Origin of the sequence: Citrobacter sp. Cf072 (genome assembly GCF_030334485.1) — a bacterium.
Classification (GTDB): Bacteria; Pseudomonadota; Gammaproteobacteria; order Enterobacterales; family Enterobacteriaceae; genus Citrobacter; species Citrobacter freundii.
The window spans coordinates 757971-775881 of sequence record NZ_JAOWDX010000047.1; the positions used below are offsets into that span (position 1 = coordinate 757971).

Below are 17911 nucleotides of genomic sequence, written 5' to 3' on the forward strand. Positions count from 1 at the left end.
AATCAACGGGAATATTTAATAAATGAGCAACTTAGCGGATTATGTCAATGCTATAAAAATAGGCAAAAATGTTATTTGTATTGAGGATGTCAGTAAACGGGATGACATGGCTGAAGTTGAGATTATAAATAAGACATGGCTTCATGATTCGGGAGTGGTTATTCGTTGTTCTCGCGAAAATGAATTGGTTAAATATTCATCAAATGCCTGTCCAGAATGCAGCATTAGATGGCATGTCGTTGATGCGGCAGGTCAGGATATTCGTCCACTGGAGAAAACGTTTCACAATGCTTGCCAGGAGTCGTACTGGTTAAAAGTAAATCGTCAAACGCATCTCCCGGTGTAAACGCTGGGCTAACCAATCACAGCGATACCAAGCCGCTCCATGAGCAACGATGCCTGGTAGTTGTCTAACTTAACGCCTTGTAAATCAACACCCCGAATATCTAAGTCACCTAACTCCGAATTGGTCAGATCGCAATGTGCGAAGTTTGCTGCTTGCCAGTCGAAAGTAGAAAACTTGCCGCCGGAGAGATCTGAGCCACTGAATGTCGCACCCAGTACCTGAGTCCCCATCCAGCGGTTCTCCCGCAGCTCACACTTTTCCAACACGACTTTCGAAAAATTGGCGTAGCTTAGATGAGGTTATGCGTCAAACCCGCCAGTATGACACTTGCAAATGCGTGCTAGATCTGGTGCTTCTTCAGCAAGGCTCGTAGCTGATGATAAGTGAGACCCAGTAATTCAGCGGCTTTTTTCTGGTTAAATTTAGCCAGCAGTAAGCTGGTTTGTAGAAAGTCTTTCTCTTGTTGCTGCTGGAATTCACGAAGATCCAGCGGTAATGCTACAGATGTTGGTTTTGCTTCCTGCACCTGAGATTCCACGACATGACGGCGGAAGGGATCAATGATTATCTCATCCAGCGGGTAATCACTGGTCCCATGTCGATAAACGGATCGCTCCACGACGTTTTTCAGTTCACGAATATTGCCCGGCCAACGGTAGTGGAGGAGCGTTTCTCTGGCTTCGGCACTAAACCCTGGAAACAGTGGTAACCCGATCTCGCGGCACATCTGAATGGCAAAATGCTCGGCCATTAACATTATGTCGCTTTGGCGTTCGCGTAACGGTGGGAGTTGCACTACGTCAAAGGCCAGACGATCCAGCAGGTCCGCGCGAAAAGTGCCTTCGTTGACCATACGAGGTAAGTCGGCATTGGTTGCACAAACAAGTCGTACGTTAACCTGCAACGGCTGGCTGCCGCCAACACGTTCCAGCTCTCCATATTCAATAACGCGCAGCAATTTTTCCTGCACCAACATCGGGGCGGTTGCCAGTTCATCGAGAAACAGCGTACCACCGTCGGCGCGTTCGAAACGTCCAGGATGGCGTTTTTGAGCGCCGGTAAAGGCACCTGCTTCGTGACCAAACAGTTCGGAATCAAGCAAGTTCTCGTTGAGCGCTGCGCAGTTAAGTGAAATAAACGGGCCTTGCCAACGGGTGGAGAGATAGTGCAGGCGGTTGGCAATAAGCTCTTTCCCAGTACCTCGCTCACCGATAACCAGGACAGGCTTATCCAGCGGCGCCAGATGAGAAACCTGCTCCAGCACTTCAATAAAGCTGTTTGCTTCACCCAGAAGATTATCTTTGTATCCTGCCATGATGAAATTCACCATTTGTTAGTGTTATTCACCAATTTACCCTAATTCTCTTGCCAGGTAAAATTAGATATAATTAGTAAAATCAATGAGATAAAAAGTTGGCACGCCAAGTGCATTACGAAATCAGCAGGGCATAGCCCGATATCAGAACAGTAAGTGAGGATTACATTATGGGTATTTTTTCTCGTTTTGCCGACATCGTGAACGCCAACATTAATGCGTTGCTGGAAAAGGCTGAAGATCCGCAGAAGCTGGTGCGGTTAATGATCCAGGAAATGGAAGATACGCTGGTTGAGGTGCGTTCAAACTCCGCACGCGCTCTGGCAGAAAAGAAACAATTATCTCGTCGTATCGAACAGGCCAGCGCGCAACAGGCAGAGTGGCAAGAAAAAGCTGAGCTGGCTCTGCGCAAAGAGAAAGAAGATTTGGCGCGTTCTGCGTTAATCGAAAAACAGAAATTGACTGACCTGATTGCCTCTCTGGAGCATGAAGTCACGCTGGTTGACGATACGCTGGCGCGTATGAAAAAAGAGATTGGTGAGCTGGAAAATAAACTCAGTGAAACCCGTGCTCGTCAGCAGGCACTGATGTTACGTCATCAGGCAGCGAGTTCTTCACGTGATGTTCGTCGTCAACTGGACAGCGGTAAACTTGATGAAGCGATGGCGCGCTTTGAATCTTTCGAGCGTCGTATCGATCAGATGGAAGCTGAGGCTGAAAGCCATAATTTCGGTAAACAGAAGTCCCTGGATCAGCAATTTGCTGACCTGAAAGCAGATGATGAAATCAGCGAGCAGCTGGCGCAACTTAAAGCCAAAATGCAGCAAGACAAGCAATAATAACATCTGGCGGCGCCCGATCGCGCCGCCGCTCATCACCTGTAAGGAGTACTCATGAGCGCGCTATTTCTGGCTATCCCGTTAACTATCTTTGTGCTGTTTGTTTTACCGATTTGGCTCTGGCTGCATTACAGCAACCGTTCCAGCCGTGGTGAACTGTCGCAAAGTGAACAGCAACGTCTGGTCGAACTCAACGACGACGCACAGCGGATGCGTGAGCGCATTCAGGCGCTGGAAGACATCCTTGATGCTGAACATCCAAACTGGAGGGACCGCTAATGGGAGGCGTTAATCTGAACAAAAAACTGTGGCGTATTCCTCAGCAGGGCATGGTGAAGGGGGTTTGTGCGGGTATTGCGCATTATCTCGATGTACCTGTGAAGCTGGTACGGATCCTGGTGGTGCTGTCAGTCTTTTTTGGTCTGGCCTTTTTCACCTTCGTCGCCTATATCGTGCTGACATTTGTGTTGGACCCGATGCCGGACAATGTAGTTTCCGGCGAGCAGCAGCCATCAAGCGGTGAGCTGTTGGATGCCGTCGATCGCGAGCTGGCGGCTAGTGAAAAGCGTTTGCGTGAAATGGAACGTTATGTGACGTCCGATACTTTTTCCTTACGTAGTCGTTTCCGCCAATTGTGAGGTTAGAAATGAACAATCGCTGGCAACGTGCCGGGCAAAGGGTTAAGCCGGGCTTTAAAATAGCAGGTAAGCTGGTGCTTTTAACGGCGCTTCGCTACGGCCCGGCGGGGGTAGCAGGGTGGGCGGTGAAATCCGTCGCCCGACGCCCGCTAAAAATGCTGCTGGCGTTGGTTCTGGAACCTGTGTTGAGTCGGGCTGCGGCAAAATTGTCGAAACGATATTCCGGTAATCGAACCTGATATTTGAATCAGTAAAAGCAAGCAACAATTAATCAACATTCCCTCAGTTAATTTGCGGCAGCTCACAAATACGATTTTTTGGCTGCCAAAATTCTTTTTTTACCCCCCTTCAGACCACCTCAGCTAATTGACAGCTTATTTTACGCAGAGTAGTCTCTTGGTTCATGGGACCGCTACCACGAGAATCGAAGGTGAACCAAAAAATCCAAAAATGCCTGACAGAAGTTTATGGTCATACATTTACTTCATGCCACTATGAAGCGCTGTTTGCACGTTTAGAGAAATCACAGGGATTAATTAAAAAAATCCGTAAAGCGCATTGGGATGAGGGCGATGTGGTGCTTATTACCTACGCCGATCAATTCCACGGGGTTGGTAAAAAACCGTTGCCGACGTTTAATCAGTTTTATAATGAATGGTTTAAGTCGACATTTTCTCATGTGCATCTTCTGCCATTTTATCCGTGGTCATCGGATGATGGTTTTTCCGTGATTAATTACCATCAGGTTGCCGAAGAAACCGGTGACTGGAATGATATTAAGGAATTAGGTGAGTCCAGTCGACTGATGTTTGATTTTGTTTGTAACCATATGTCAGCTAAAAGCGAGTGGTTTAATAATTATTTGCAACAGCTTGACGGTTATGAAAATTTCTTTATTGCAATGGATCCTGATACGGACCTGAGCAACGTCACACGTCCACGCGCATTACCGTTACTGACACCATTTACGCTAAAAGATAACACCGTGCGCCATTTATGGACGACGTTCAGCGATGACCAGATCGATCTCAACTATGCCAACCCGGTGGTATTACTGGCGATGGTCGATGTGCTGCTGAGCTATCTTGAGCAGGGCGCAGATTATGTTCGCCTGGATGCGGTTGGCTTTATGTGGAAAGAGCCTGGAACGAGCTGTATTCATCTGGAAAAAACGCATCAGCTTATCAAACTATTCCGCGCTATTGCGGACTGCGTGGCGCCTGGTACGGCGATTATTACCGAAACCAACGTCCCGCATAAGGATAACGTGTCCTACTACGGTAATGGCCATGATGAAGCGCATATGGTGTACCAGTTCTCGCTGCCGCCGCTGGTGCTGCATGCGGTACAACGCCAGGACACGTCGATATTGTGCCAGTGGGCGCAATCACTGGAGCTGCCGTCTGGTGAGACGACCTGGTTTAATTTTCTCGCATCACATGATGGCATTGGTCTCAACCCATTACGCGGTTTGTTGCCTGAAGACGAGATCATGCGGCTGGTGACAGAACTACAACAGGAAGGTGCGCTGGTTAACTGGAAAAATAATCCTGATGGCAGTCGCAGCCCGTATGAAATTAACGTGACATATATGGATGCGCTAACCCCTGGTAATTGTAGCGATGCCGAACGGCTTTCTCGCTTTATTCTCGCACATGCCATTTTGCTGAGTTTTCCAGGCGTGCCGGCGGTTTACATTCAAAGCATACTTGGATCACGCAATGATTATAAAGGTGTTGAGACGTTCGGTTATAACCGCGCGATCAACCGCAAAAAATATCAGGTGAGACAAATAGAAGCGGAGCTGGCAGATGAAACCAGTTTGCGTCACGCTATTTATCATGAGTTATCCCGACTAATTGTAATACGTCGTAATAATAAAGCATTTCATCCTGATAGTGATTTTCAAATTAACAGTATTACACCGGCCGTAATGCAAATTAAACGTACTGCGGAAACAGGTGAGGAAATTACCGGGTTATTTAATGTCAGCGGTCATACTCAAACCATTCGTATTGATATAGAAAATGGAGTTGATTTGATTAGCGGTAAAACTATTTCCGGTAAGGAATTAACGTTGTACGCCTGGCAGGTCATGTGGGTTAAGTAATAAAAAGGAACATTTCATGCTTAAAGCTAAAATTGTGCTGATTTCAGCACTGGTTTCCTGCGCCCTGGTTTCCGGGTGTAAGGATGATAAAAAGTCCTCTGTCGCGATTGAATTTATGCACTCTTCTGTTGAGCAGGAGCGGCAGGCGGTCATTGCAAAACTGATTGAGCGTTTTGAAAAAGAAAACCCGGGCATTAGCGTCAAACAGGTTCCTGTGGAAGAAGATGCTTACAACACCAAGGTCATCACCCTGGCGCGCAGCGGTTCACTACCTGAAGTCATTGAAACCAGCCATGACTACGCGAAAGTTATGGATAAAGAATCCCTCATCGACCGTAAAGCGGTAGCGCAGGTCATCAACGGTGTAGGTGAGGGTACTTTTTATGATGGTGTCCTGCGTATTGTACGCACTGAAGACGGTAGTGCATGGACCGGGGTTCCGGTCAGCGCCTGGATTGGCGGGATCTGGTACCGCAAAGATGTGCTGGCAAAAGCCGGACTGGAAGAGCCAAAAGACTGGCAGCAATTGCTAAACGTGGCGCAGAAGCTCAACAATCCTGGCAGTAAGAAATACGGCATTGCGCTGCCGACGGCAGAAAGCGTTTTGACCGAACAGTCATTCTCCCAGTTTGCGCTCTCTAACCAGGCCAACGTTTTTGATGCGCAGGGAAAGATTACGCTCGACACACCTGAAATGGCGCAGGCGTTGCAGTATTACCGCCAACTTGCCATGAACACTATGCCTGGCTCGAACGACATCATGGAAGTCAAAGATGCTTTCATGAACGGCACGGCGCCAATGGCGATTTATTCCACCTATATCCTCCCGGCGGTGATCAAAGAGGGCGATCCTAAAAATGTTGGCTTTATGGTGCCGACGGAAAAAAATTCCGCTGTTTACGGCATGCTGACGTCGCTGACCATTACCGCAGGTCAAAAAACCGAAGAAACAGAAGCAGCAGAGAAATTTGTCACCTTTATGGAGCAGGCAGACAACATTGCGGACTGGGTCATGATGTCGCCAGGGGCGGCGCTGCCGGTCAACAAAGCGGTGGTGAATACTTCGACGTGGAAAGATAACGCTGTTATCAAAGCGCTGGGTGAATTACCCGATCAACTGATTGCCGAACTGCCAAATATTCAGGTCTTTGGCGCCGTCGGAGATAAGAACTTTACCCGCATGGGCGACGTAACCGGCTCCGGCATCGTGAGTACCATGGTGCACAACGTCACGGTAGGAAAAGCTGACCTTTCATCGACCATCAAGGCAAGCCAGACAAAACTGGATGACCTCGTTGAACAGCGCTAATGGGGAAATGGAAAGCCGTGATGAATAAGTTCTTTTCAGGTCGATCTGATATGCCATTTGCCATGCTGCTGCTGGCGCCCAGCTTGCTGTTATTGGGCGGTTTAGTGGCGTGGCCAATGATATCTAACATCGAAATCAGCTTTATGCGTTTGCCGCTTAATCCGCAAATTGAGTCTACGTTTGTCGGGCTGAGCAACTATATCCGTATCTTATCCGATCCCGGATTCTGGCATTCGCTGTGGATGACAGTCTGGTATACCGCGCTGGTTGTGGCAGGGAGCACGGTGCTGGGGCTGGGAGTGGCGATGTTTTTTAACCGTGAGTTTCGTCTGCGGAAAACGGCGCGCTCACTGGTCATCCTCTCTTACGTAACGCCATCAATTTCGCTGGTGTTTGCCTGGAAATACATGTTCAACAACGGCTACGGCATTGTGAACTACCTCGGCGTGGATCTGTTGCATCTCTACGATCAGGCTCCGCTGTGGTTCGACAATCCCGGTAGCAGCTTCGCGCTGGTCGTGTTGTTCGCCATCTGGCGCTACTTCCCGTATGCCTTTATCTCGTTTCTGGCGATTTTACAGACTATTGATAAATCGTTGTATGAGGCGGCAGAAATGGATGGCGCGAACGCCTGGCAACGGTTTCGCATCGTCACGCTGCCAGCGATCATGCCGGTACTGGCGACCGTAGTCACGCTGCGTACGATCTGGATGTTTTATATGTTCGCCGATGTTTATCTGCTGACCACTAAAGTCGATATTCTCGGGGTCTATCTCTATAAAACAGCGTTTGCATTTAATGACTTAGGTAAAGCAGCCGCGATTTCTGTTGTCCTCTTCGTCATCATTTTCGCTGTTATCCTGCTGACCAGAAAACGGGTGAACCTCAATGGCAACAAATAAGCGCACGCTTGGCCGCATTGGCTTTTACTGTGGATTAATTGTCTTCCTGGGCATCACGTTATTTCCATTTTTTGTGATGCTGATGACCTCATTTAAAAGCGCAAAAGAGGCGATTTCGCTGCATCCGACGCTGTTACCGCAGCAATGGACGCTGGAACATTACATCGACATCTTCAACCCGATGATTTTCCCGTTTGTTGACTACTTCCGTAATAGCCTGGTGGTATCGGTGACTTCTTCGGTGGTGGCGGTATTTCTGGGCGTGCTCGGGGCGTATGCGCTTTCCCGCCTGCGTTTTAAGGGACGAATGACCATCAATGCCAGTTTTTACACGGTGTACATGTTTTCGGGGATCCTGCTGGTGGTGCCGTTATTCAAGATCATTACGGCACTCGGCATTTACGACACCGAAATGGCGTTGATTATCACTATGGTCACCCAGACGCTGCCGACCGCAGTGTTCATGTTGAAAAGCTATTTCGACACCATTCCGGACGAGATCGAAGAAGCCGCGATGATGGATGGGTTGAATCGTCTGCAGATCATCTTTCGCATTACCGTGCCGTTGGCAATGTCTGGTCTGGTTTCGGTCTTTGTGTATTGCTTTATGGTGGCGTGGAATGACTATCTGTTTGCTTCGATTTTCCTTTCCAGCGCCAGCAATTTTACCTTACCGGTCGGTCTGAACGCGCTGTTCAGTACACCTGACTATATCTGGGGACGCATGATGGCTGCATCGTTAGTCACTGCATTGCCGGTGGTCATTATGTATGCGCTTTCCGAACGTTTTATTAAAAGTGGTTTGACCGCTGGCGGCGTGAAAGGCTAAGCGGCCAGTTTAATTAAGGAGTTGTAAATGAAGAAGTTAGTTGCCACAGAACCGCGCGTTGCAGCGCTGGTGGAATATGAAGACAGAGCGGTATCCGCCAATGAAGTTAAAGTTCGCGTTAAATTTGGCGCGCCGAAACATGGCACGGAAGTGGTCGATTTTCGCGCTGCCAGCCCGTTTATTGACGAAGATTTTAACGGTGAATGGCAAATGTTTATGCCGCGTCCGGAAGGGGCTCCGCGCGGGATCGAATTCGGTAAATTCCAGCTTGGCAATATGGTGGTGGGCGATGTTATTGAGTGTGGCAGCGATGTGACCGAATACGCCGTTGGCGATTCAGTTTGCGGCTACGGTCCTCTGGCAGAAACGGTTATTTTTAATGCGGTGAACAACTACAAACTACGCAAAATGCCTGAAGGCAGTTCGTGGAAAAATGCCGTGTGCTATGACCCGGCACAGTTCGCCATGAGCGGTGTGCGCGACGCCAATGTGCGCGTCGGTGACTTTGTGGTCGTCGTGGGCTTAGGCGCAATTGGCCAGATTGCCGTGCAACTGGCTAAGAAAGCGGGAGCCTCAGTGGTCATCGGCGTCGATCCTATTGCCCATCGCTGCGATATCGCGCGTCGCCATGGCGCGGATTTCTGCCTGAATCCGATTGGCACCGATGTAGGCATGGAAATTAAGAAGCTGACCGGTAAGCAGGGCGCAGATGTGATCATCGAAACCAGCGGCTATGCAGATGCGCTGCAGTCGGCGTTACGCGGTCTGGCCTATGGTGGAACCATTTCCTATGTCGCTTTCGCGAAACCTTTTGCTGAAGGTTTCAACCTGGGGCGTGAAGCGCACTTCAACAATGCCAAAATTGTCTTCTCACGTGCTGGTAGTGAACCTAATCCAGATTATCCGCGCTGGAGCCGCAAGCGCATCGAGGAAACCTGTTGGGAACTGTTGATGAACGGTTACCTGGACTGTGAAGAACTCATTGACCCGGTAGTGACTTTCGCCAACAGCCCGGAAAGCTATATGCAGTATGTCGATCGCCATCCGGAAAAAAGCATCAAAATGGGCGTGACGTTTTAATTAAGGAATGCAGAAGATGAAAATTGGAACACAGAATCAGGCTTTTTTCCCGGAAAATATTATCGAGAAATTCCGTTACATCAAAGAGATGGGATTCGACGGTTTTGAAATTGACGGCAAATTGCTGGTCAACAATCTTGCGGAAGTAAAAGCGGCGATCGCAGAAACGGGCCTGCCCGTTACTACTGTCTGCGGCGGCTATGACGGTTGGATCGGTGATTTTATCGAAGAGCGTCGTTTAAACGGGTTGCGGCAGATTACCCGCATTCTCGAAGCGCTGGCCGAAGTTGGCGGACAAGGCATTATTGTACCTGCTGCATGGGGCATGTTTACCTTCCGCCTACCGCCGATGACCTCTCCGCGTAGCCAGGAAGGCGATCGTAAAGCTATCAGTGATTCATTGATTTATCTTGATAAAGTTGCCCAGCGTACGGGTACGGTGGTGTATCTGGAACCGCTCAACCGCTATCAGGATCATATGATCAACACCCTGGCGGATGCCCGTCGCTATATCGTGGAAAATAATCTGAAGCATGTGCAAATCATTGGTGATTTTTACCATATGAATATCGAAGAAGACGATATGGCACAGGCGCTGCACGACAATCGCGATCTGCTGGGTCACGTCCATATTGCGGATAACCATCGTTATCAGCCGGGAAGCGGTACGCTGGATTTCACTGCACTGTTTGACCAGTTACGTGAAGATAATTATCAGGGCTACGTTGTGTACGAAGGGCGCGTACGAGCAGAGAATCTGCCGGAAGCGTATCGTCAGTCACTGGCCTGGCTGCGTACTTGCTAAGAGGATTTCCGTGAAAAGTGCACTGACAAGCGCTCCGTTACGTGTCGCCATTATTGGTGCCGGGCAGGTGGCGGATAAAGTTCATGCTTCGTACTACTGCACTCGCAACGATCTGGAACTGGTGGCTGTCTGCGACAGCCGCCTGTCACAGGCGCGGTTGTTTGCAGAAAAATACGGTAATCCGCAGGTTTGGGACGATCCGCAAACGATGTTACGCGAAGCTAAGCCAGATATCGTCAGCATCTGCTCGCCCAATCGCTTTCATTATGAACACACCATGTTGGCATTGAACGCTGGATGCCATGTGATGTGCGAGAAACCTCCGGCAATGACGCCAGACGAGGCGTTGGAAATGTGTAAAACGGCGCGTCGGGTGGGAAAAGTACTGGCTTATGATTTTCATCATCGTTTTGCGCTGGATACGCAACTGCTTCGTGAGCAGGTGATGGCCGGTATTCTTGGTGAAATCTATGTCACCAATGTCCGCGCTTTGCGCCGCTGCGGCGTGCCCGGCTGGGGAGTGTTTACCAACAAAGAACTGCAGGGCGGCGGGCCGCTGATTGATCTCGGTATTCATATGCTTGATGCCGCCATGTATGTGCTGGGGTTCCCGGCGGTAAAGCGTGTTAACGCGCACAGCTATCAACGCATTGGCACGCTTAAAAACAGCGGTCAGTTTGGGAAATGGGATCCCACTACATATACCGTGGAGGATTCTTTGTTCGGCACGATTGAATTTCATAACGGCGGTATCCTGCGCCTGGAAACCTCTTTCGCGCTGAATATTCCTGAACAATCGATTATGAACGTTAATTTCTGCGGCGATTTGGCGGGGGCGACGTTATTCCCGGCCCAGGTTTACACCGACCGTGATGGTACGCTTGACGTGCTGCTTGCGCGCGAGATGGCTGATGACAACCGTCATTATCGCAGCATGGAAGCCTTCGTTAACCATGTCCAGGGCGAGCCTGTCACTATTGCTGACGCAGAGCAGGGCGTCGTTATTCAACAACTGGTTGCCGCACTGTACCAATCGGCTGAAACAGGGATCTACGTAGACTTATGACGAAGCCAGTAATGCTAACTGAACCGGCTTTTTGCCCACACAGCCTGAATAAATATGCGTCACTCATGACGACCGGTAACGGGTATATGGGAATTCGCGCCAGCCACGAGGAAGCTTACACCTTACAGACTCGTGGCATGTATCTGGCTGGGTTGTATCACCGTGCGGGTAAAGGCGAAATTAATGAACTGGTTAATCTACCCGATGTAGTCGGAGTGGAGATCACGCTTAATGGCGAGATTTTCTCGCTAACCAGCGGCGTGATTGAAAGCTGGCATCGCGAACTGGATTTTGCCAGCGGGGAATTGCGCCGTGCGTTTATCTGGCATGCACCTGGCGGGGCGCGTTTTGCTATTGAGAGTCGGCGGTTTGTCTCGGCACAGAAGCTGCCGCTGGTTGCTATGGAAGTGGTCGTAACGCCACTGGATGCCGATGCCAGCATTGGTATCTCAACCGGTATTGATGCCACGATCACCAATCATGGTCGTCAGCATCTGGATGAAACACAGATTAGAGTATTTGGTCAGCATCTTCTGCAGGGCATTTACACAACCCAGGACAATCGCAACGATATCGCGATCACCTCATATTGTGACGTCGACGGCGCAGCGCAGCGCTGCTTCACGGCGAAAGAACGTCGGTTGTTACAACACAACACCGTGCAGGCGCAAGCCGGGCAGCGCGTCACGCTGACGAAAATGAGTTGGGTTGACTGGACGAGCGAACGCAACCTGTCGCTTGAGACCTGGGGACGCCAGTCGCTGCGTAACATTGAAGCATGCGCGAAACAGGGATATGACGCTCTGTTGGCTGAGTCGAGCGCCAACTGGCATGCCTGGTGGCAAACTCGTCGCGTTCAGGTTACCAGCTCTGATATTAGCGATCAGCGCGCGCTGGACTATGCGCTCTATCATCTGCGTGTGATGACCCCAGACCATGATGAGCGCAGCAGTATTGCGGCCAAAGGTCTGACGGGTGAAGGGTATAAAGGCCACATCTTCTGGGATACTGAGGTCTTTTTGTTACCGTTTCACTTGTTTACCGAACCGAAAACCGCGAGAGGTCTATTGCGTTACCGCTGGCATAATTTGCCGGGCGCGCGTGAGAAAGCCCGCCGTAACGGTTGGCAGGGCGCGTTGTTCCCGTGGGAAAGCGCTCGCAGCGGTGATGAGGAAACGCCTGAATTCGCGGCGATCAACATCCGTACCGGGCTGCGGCAAAAAGTGGCCTCCGCACAGGCTGAACATCACCTCGTGGCGGATGTTGCCTGGGCGGTAATCAATTACTGGCATGCCACAGGGGATCTAAACTTCATGACCCGTGAGGGCATGACGCTGCTGCTGGAAACGGCGAAGTTCTGGATTAGCAGGGCTGTCATGGTCAACGATCGTTTAGAGATCCACGATGTGATTGGCCCGGATGAATACACTGAGCATGTGAACAACAATGCGTTCACCAACTACATGGCCTGGTACAACGTAGAGCAGGCGCTGGGTTTTGCCCGTCGGTTGGGCTGTGGCGATGACACGTTTATTCATCGCGCAGAGCATTTTTTACAGTATCTCTGGCGACCGGAAGTGCAGCCCGATGGCGTGCTTCCTCAGGATGATACCTTCCTGAACAAACCGGTTATCGATCTGTCGCAGTACAAAGCCAAAGCGGGCAAGCAGACCATTTTGCTCGATTACTCCCGTGCAGAAGTCAATGAGATGCAAATTCTCAAACAGGCTGATGTCGTGATGCTGACCTACATGTTGCCGGAGCAATTTAGCCCGCAAACCTGTCTGGCTAACCTGCGTTATTACGAGCCACGTACGATTCACGACTCCTCTTTGAGTAAGGCGATTCACGGGATTGTGGCTGCGCGTTGTGGTGATTCGGCTCAGGGGTATCGGTTTTGGCGCGAAGGTTCGCTAATCGATCTCGGGGATGACCCGCACAGCTGCGATGATGGTATTCATGCGGCGGCAACGGGCGCAATCTGGTTGGGCGCTATCCAGGGATTTGCCGGAGTGAATGTTCGCCATGGGGAGTTACATCTTGCCCCTGCATTACCGGAACATTGGCAAACACTGTCTTTCCCACTGCGCTGGCAGGGTATCGATTTGCAGGTAACCATCAATGCAACTGAAATCCGCATTAACAGCGCCGAGCAGATTACTCTTTGGGTAAAAGGGGAAAAGATCTCTTTTCAGGGGGAGATAGTTATCTGCAATGACGCCATTATTTCGCCCACTTATGGGACCGCTACCACAGAAAGGGGTGATGAATGATCCTCAAACCACAGGCCATCATTTTTGATTTAGATGGCGTGATTACCGACACTGCACATCTGCATTTTCTCGCCTGGCGGCAGGTAGCCGGTGAAATAGGGATTGCGATTGACGAGGCATTTAATGACAGCCTGAAAGGGATTAGTCGCGGCGAATCGCTACAGCGTATTTTGCAATATGGCGGGAAAGCGGGGGAGTTTACACCTGAGGTTTGCGCACAATTGGCCGAGAGAAAAAACAGACTATATGTCCATTCTTTGCGCCAGTTGACGGTGAACTCGGTATTGCCGGGAATACGTGAGCTGCTGATGACGTTGCGGGAAGAACGGATTCCGGTGGGGCTGGCCTCTGTGTCGCTCAATGCCCCTGCGATTTTACAAGCGCTTGATCTTAAATCTTATTTTGATTTCTGTGCGGATGCCGCGTTAATTTCTCGCTCGAAACCGGATCCGGAGATTTTTCTGGCAGCCTGTGCGGGCCTTGGCGCTGACCCGCAGCAGTGCATTGGCATAGAAGATGCTCAGGCGGGTATTGATGCGATCAACGCCTGCGGCATGCTCTCTGTTGGCATTGGTACGGGGCTGAACGGAGCAAGCTTGCAACTTCCTTCAACCGAATTTCTGACGTGGCCGTGCTTATCGGCTCTCTGGCAACACGACAAGTAAAGGATTCAACATGGCACAGCTTTCGTTGCAACACATTCAAAAAATTTACGACAACCAGGTACACGTCGTTAAAGACTTCAATCTGGAAATTGAAGATAAAGAGTTTATTGTTTTTGTTGGCCCTTCAGGCTGTGGGAAGTCAACGACGTTGCGCATGATCGCCGGTCTGGAGGAGATCAGCGGTGGCGATCTGCTGATTGACGGTAAACGGATGAACGATGTGCCGGCGAAATCGCGCAACATTGCGATGGTCTTTCAGAACTATGCGTTGTACCCGCACATGACAGTCTATGACAACATGGCGTTTGGCCTGAAAATGCAGAAAATTGCCCCTGCAGTGATTGAGGAACGTGTCAACTGGGCGGCGCAAATCCTTGGCCTGCGCGATTATCTGCAACGTAAACCGGGTGCGTTATCCGGTGGTCAGCGTCAACGTGTGGCACTTGGGCGTGCGATTGTTCGTGAGGCAGGGGTCTTCCTGATGGATGAACCCTTATCGAATCTCGATGCCAAACTTCGCGTACAGATGCGGGCAGAAATAAGCAAGCTGCATCAGAAACTCAATACCACCATGATATATGTTACCCACGATCAAACAGAAGCCATGACGATGGCGACGCGTATTGTGATTATGAAGGATGGTATTGTTCAGCAGGTTGGTGCGCCGAAAACAGTTTATAACCACCCAGCCAATATGTTTGTCGCCGGATTTATTGGCTCACCGGCCATGAACTTTATTCGTGGCGCGATTGACGGTGATAAGTTTGTTACTGAAACACTAAAATTAACGATTCCAGAGAATAAATTAGCACAATTAAAAACGCAGGGTTATGAACATCAGGCGATCACGCTGGGTATTCGCCCTGAGGATATCCATCCGCAGCTTAATAATGAAAATAGTGTATCGGCAAAAATTAGCGTTGCAGAACTCACTGGCGCTGAATTTATGCTTTATACCATTGTTGGGGGGCATGAGTTGGTGGTCCGTGCCGGTGCAGTGAATGATTATCACGCAGGAGAAAATATCACTATTCATTTTGATATGGCGAAATGCCATTTCTTTGATGCTGAAACTGAAGTGGCTATTCAATAAAATTTCGGGGGGATATCCCCCCCAAGCCTTGGGGCATTTTTGCGAGTATTTTAACAAGGAATAATAATGAAAACCCTACTGTCCGCGACTGCGCTGATTATGAGCGCAGGAATGGCCTGCGCGCAGGCTGCTGAAAAGAATGACTGGCACTTTAATATCGGAGCTATGTACGAAATAGAAAACGTTGAAGGTCAGGGCGAAGATATGGATGGACTGGCTGAGCCGTCCGTCTATTTTAATGCGTCCAATGGACCGTGGAAAATATCACTGGCCTATTACCAGGAAGGACCGGTTGATTACAGCGAGGGTAAGCGCGGTACGTGGTTTGACCGCCCTGAACTGGAAGTCCGCTATCAATTCCTTGAAAGCGAGAATGTTAATTTCGGCCTGACCGGTGGCTTCCGTAATTACGGTTATCACTATGTCAATGAACCCGGAAAAGACACAGCTAATATGCAGCGCTGGAAAGTGCAGCCAGATTGGGATGTTAAACTTACCGATGACCTACGCTTTAGCGGTTGGTTTGCGATGTATCAATTCGTTAATGATTTGAGCACCACTGGCTACTCTGATAGCCGCGTCGAAAGTGAGAGCGGGTTGAATTATACGTTTAACGAAACAATAGGGTTAACGGTCAACTATTACCTTGAACGCGGCTTTAATCTGGCAGATTCGCGTAATAATGGTGAGTTCTCAACCCAGGAAATTCGGGCTTATCTGCCTCTGTCCTTCGGCAATACAACCCTGACGCCGTATACCCGTATCGGACTTGATCGCTGGTCAAACTGGGACTGGCAGGATGATCCTGAACGCGAAGGCCATGATTTCAATCGCCTCGGTTTATTGTATGCGTATGATTTCCAGAACGGTTTATCAATGTCTCTGGAGTATGCTTATGAATGGGAAGATCATGACGAAGGTGAAAGCGACAGGTTCCATTATGCTGGCATAGGCGTGAACTACGCATTCTAAAAATGAACAGGGGCATTATTATGCCCCTGTTTTTACACCAGTGAGCCCGCCAACGATATTTGCGTGCTCACCGTGATATTCTGTAATCCTTTTTCACCTGCAATCAGATTAAATAATAAATTACAACTTTGCTCACCCAACTGCTGAGTAGGTACATCAATTCCACCAGGAACTGGTGTGAGCATAAAAGAAAGTAGCTCATTACTATAGCCTACAACGGCAAGTTGTTTTGGGATGGAAATGTTTTTCTCGGCCGCTACGCGATATAAACTCATTAACTTTAAGCTGTCTGTCGCAAATACGGCATCGGGTAACGGTTGCTGACTCAGTAATTTTCGAGAAGCAAGTAGGGCAGTTTCATGAGTATACCCCCCGTCAATAACCCACTCATCGCGCATTTTAATGTTATGTGCCTGAAGGCTGGCTTTATAACCGTTAACGCGATCGATAGAAACATGAACGTCAAGCGGTGCATGCAAACAGGCTATATTACGGTGGCCACTCTCAATCAGTGCATTTGTCAGCGTAATACTGTCGCGATAATTATCGGTGTCTACAGAATAGACATTAGTGTAGTCACCTTCAACCTTCCCGATAACCACAACCGGGACGTTGTATTTATCCAACCGAGCAAAAAATGATTCATCGGCAGGAGAGCTCAGCATAATGATCCCTTTGATCAACTTCTGCTTAATTTTGCTCTCACATTTTTGTAAATCATCTTCGGTGCTTCGCGACGTCTGCAATATGACATCAAGACCGACTTCTTCAGCCTTGGCAGTAATTGCATGCAATACTTCAGAGAAAAACGGATTACCGGCAGTTGTTTTTGCAGAACGGGTAGATATCACCATTATTGCATCAAATCCGGAAGAGGTAAGCGCGCGAGCTAGTTTATTAGGCTGATACTGTAACTCATCAATTGCGCGCAGCACCTTTTCAAGCGCCTCCGGCGAGATGTTGGTTTGCTTATTAAGCACGCGCGATACTGTGGATTTTGATACACCAGCGGCTCGTGCAATATCATAAATGGTAGGAGACATAGATCCCAAGCTCCGTCCGAGAGTCAATGGCGGACATATTATGGAGTTAAGTGGCGAATGACAACAATCTCGGAATGCGAGTAGGAAAATCAAAAGGCTAACCGCACTATGTGCGTGCTGAGGAACAAGCGTACACGGGTGCGGACGGTGATAATGCGGTCGCAATATTTTCTTAAGAACTGGCGTATAGTGTAAGGGTTAAATCCAACTATCAGTCAGGAAGATATTATGTTGAAGAAAAGCGTATTAGCGTTGGCACTGGTTATTGGCATGCCGGTTTATGCTGCCGAGCACTGGATTGATGTTCGCGTTCCTGAACAGTACCAACAGCAGCATATTCAGGGGGCTGTCAACATCCCGTTAAAAGAGATCAAGGCGCGTATCGTAACTGAAGTTCCAGATAAGAACGATACCGTGAAGCTCTATTGCAACTCCGGGCGTCAATCAGGGCAGGCGAAAGATATGCTGACTGAAATGGGCTACACGCAGGTGACCAACGAAGGTGGCATCAATCAGATAGCGCTTCCTAAAGTAGAGAATAAATAAACCGCCCACATTCATTCTGCTACAGGCGGTAAGAATAATGCCGCCTGATACAGCTCAGGTAGTTGATAAGTAAGAATTGA

19 protein-coding genes and 1 pseudogene are annotated in these 17911 nt (G+C 49.3%); 17 read left to right on the forward strand and 3 right to left on the reverse strand.

Features of this window, described 5'->3' with window-relative positions:
* Nucleotides 1-22 precede the first annotated feature (22 nt).
* Nucleotides 23-346: a hypothetical protein gene (locus OGX66_RS22395; RefSeq protein WP_003840736.1), complete on the forward strand. Its 324-nt coding sequence runs from the start codon at nucleotides 23-25 to the stop codon at nucleotides 344-346.
* 8 nt (nucleotides 347-354) lie between these two features.
* Here OGX66_RS22395 and OGX66_RS22400 read toward each other — a convergent pair.
* Nucleotides 355-642 (reverse strand): annotated as a pseudogene (locus OGX66_RS22400) (pentapeptide repeat-containing protein); the annotation flags it as partial.
* 44 nt (nucleotides 643-686) lie between these two features.
* Nucleotides 687-1676 carry a phage shock protein operon transcriptional activator gene (gene pspF / locus OGX66_RS22405; protein ID WP_161799276.1) on the reverse strand — a complete coding sequence of 330 codons (990 nt, stop codon included), beginning with the start codon at nucleotides 1674-1676 and terminating at the stop codon, nucleotides 687-689.
* 155 nt (nucleotides 1677-1831) lie between these two features.
* On the opposite strand from pspF, the gene pspA reads away from it, so the two are divergent.
* From pspA to OGX66_RS22480, 15 genes are all read left to right on the forward strand, one after another.
* Complete coding sequence (pspA, locus tag OGX66_RS22410; protein ID WP_003020532.1) at nucleotides 1832-2500, forward strand: phage shock protein PspA; 669 nt, start codon at nucleotides 1832-1834, stop codon at nucleotides 2498-2500.
* A gap of 54 nt (nucleotides 2501-2554) precedes the next feature.
* The gene (gene pspB, locus OGX66_RS22415) at nucleotides 2555-2779 is read left to right on the forward strand and encodes an envelope stress response membrane protein PspB (RefSeq protein WP_003020509.1); all 225 of its coding nucleotides are present in this window, start codon (nucleotides 2555-2557) and stop codon (nucleotides 2777-2779) included.
* Nucleotides 2779-3138: an envelope stress response membrane protein PspC gene (gene pspC / locus OGX66_RS22420; protein ID WP_003020497.1), complete on the forward strand. Its 360-nt coding sequence runs from the start codon at nucleotides 2779-2781 to the stop codon at nucleotides 3136-3138. Before pspB ends, pspC begins: the two co-directional genes overlap by 1 nt.
* A gap of 8 nt (nucleotides 3139-3146) precedes the next feature.
* A complete protein-coding gene (gene pspD, locus OGX66_RS22425) occupies nucleotides 3147-3377 on the forward strand; it encodes a phage shock protein PspD (RefSeq protein WP_003020493.1) in 231 nt (76 codons plus the stop codon).
* Between the two features lie 164 nt (nucleotides 3378-3541).
* Entirely contained in the window at nucleotides 3542-5248 is a 1707-nt protein-coding gene (locus OGX66_RS22430) for a sugar phosphorylase (RefSeq protein ID WP_270921841.1), read from the forward strand.
* Between the two features lie 16 nt (nucleotides 5249-5264).
* Nucleotides 5265-6557 carry an ABC transporter substrate-binding protein gene (locus OGX66_RS22435; RefSeq protein WP_003840753.1) on the forward strand — a complete coding sequence of 431 codons (1293 nt, stop codon included), beginning with the start codon at nucleotides 5265-5267 and terminating at the stop codon, nucleotides 6555-6557.
* 20 nt (nucleotides 6558-6577) lie between these two features.
* Nucleotides 6578-7459, forward strand: coding sequence for a carbohydrate ABC transporter permease (locus OGX66_RS22440; RefSeq protein ID WP_003840754.1), 882 nt, complete (start codon nucleotides 6578-6580; stop codon nucleotides 7457-7459).
* Nucleotides 7446-8288, forward strand: coding sequence for a carbohydrate ABC transporter permease (locus OGX66_RS22445; RefSeq protein WP_003020474.1), 843 nt, complete (start codon nucleotides 7446-7448; stop codon nucleotides 8286-8288). Before OGX66_RS22440 ends, OGX66_RS22445 begins: the two co-directional genes overlap by 14 nt.
* A gap of 27 nt (nucleotides 8289-8315) precedes the next feature.
* On the forward strand, nucleotides 8316-9368 hold the full coding sequence (gene ycjQ / locus OGX66_RS22450) for a D-guloside 3-dehydrogenase (protein ID WP_032949404.1): 1053 nt from the start codon (nucleotides 8316-8318) through the stop codon (nucleotides 9366-9368).
* A 16-nt stretch (nucleotides 9369-9384) separates the two neighbouring features.
* Complete coding sequence (gene ycjR, locus OGX66_RS22455; protein ID WP_286512259.1) at nucleotides 9385-10173, forward strand: 3-dehydro-D-guloside 4-epimerase; 789 nt, start codon at nucleotides 9385-9387, stop codon at nucleotides 10171-10173.
* Between the two features lie 10 nt (nucleotides 10174-10183).
* On the forward strand, nucleotides 10184-11239 hold the full coding sequence (gene ycjS, locus OGX66_RS22460; protein ID WP_049003195.1) for a D-glucoside 3-dehydrogenase: 1056 nt from the start codon (nucleotides 10184-10186) through the stop codon (nucleotides 11237-11239).
* On the forward strand, nucleotides 11236-13512 hold the full coding sequence (locus tag OGX66_RS22465) for a glycoside hydrolase family 65 protein (protein WP_248890855.1): 2277 nt from the start codon (nucleotides 11236-11238) through the stop codon (nucleotides 13510-13512). Before ycjS ends, OGX66_RS22465 begins: the two co-directional genes overlap by 4 nt.
* A complete protein-coding gene (gene pgmB, locus OGX66_RS22470) occupies nucleotides 13509-14177 on the forward strand; it encodes a beta-phosphoglucomutase (RefSeq protein ID WP_058842696.1) in 669 nt (222 codons plus the stop codon). The genes OGX66_RS22465 and pgmB overlap by 4 nt, the downstream gene beginning before the upstream one ends.
* Before the next feature lie 10 nt (nucleotides 14178-14187).
* Complete coding sequence (locus tag OGX66_RS22475; protein WP_044700116.1) at nucleotides 14188-15270, forward strand: ABC transporter ATP-binding protein; 1083 nt, start codon at nucleotides 14188-14190, stop codon at nucleotides 15268-15270.
* A 66-nt stretch (nucleotides 15271-15336) separates the two neighbouring features.
* Nucleotides 15337-16242 carry an OmpG family monomeric porin gene (locus OGX66_RS22480; RefSeq protein WP_049003190.1) on the forward strand — a complete coding sequence of 302 codons (906 nt, stop codon included), beginning with the start codon at nucleotides 15337-15339 and terminating at the stop codon, nucleotides 16240-16242.
* A 32-nt stretch (nucleotides 16243-16274) separates the two neighbouring features.
* On the opposite strand, the gene OGX66_RS22485 is transcribed toward OGX66_RS22480, so the two are convergent.
* Complete coding sequence (locus OGX66_RS22485; protein WP_286512268.1) at nucleotides 16275-17285, reverse strand: LacI family DNA-binding transcriptional regulator; 1011 nt, start codon at nucleotides 17283-17285, stop codon at nucleotides 16275-16277.
* A gap of 228 nt (nucleotides 17286-17513) precedes the next feature.
* Between OGX66_RS22485 and pspE the strand changes: the two genes are divergently transcribed.
* Nucleotides 17514-17831 (forward strand): thiosulfate sulfurtransferase PspE, encoded by a 318-nt coding sequence (gene pspE / locus OGX66_RS22490; RefSeq protein WP_003020447.1) that lies wholly within the window; start codon nucleotides 17514-17516, stop codon nucleotides 17829-17831.
* The last annotated feature ends 80 nt before the right edge of the window (nucleotides 17832-17911 follow it).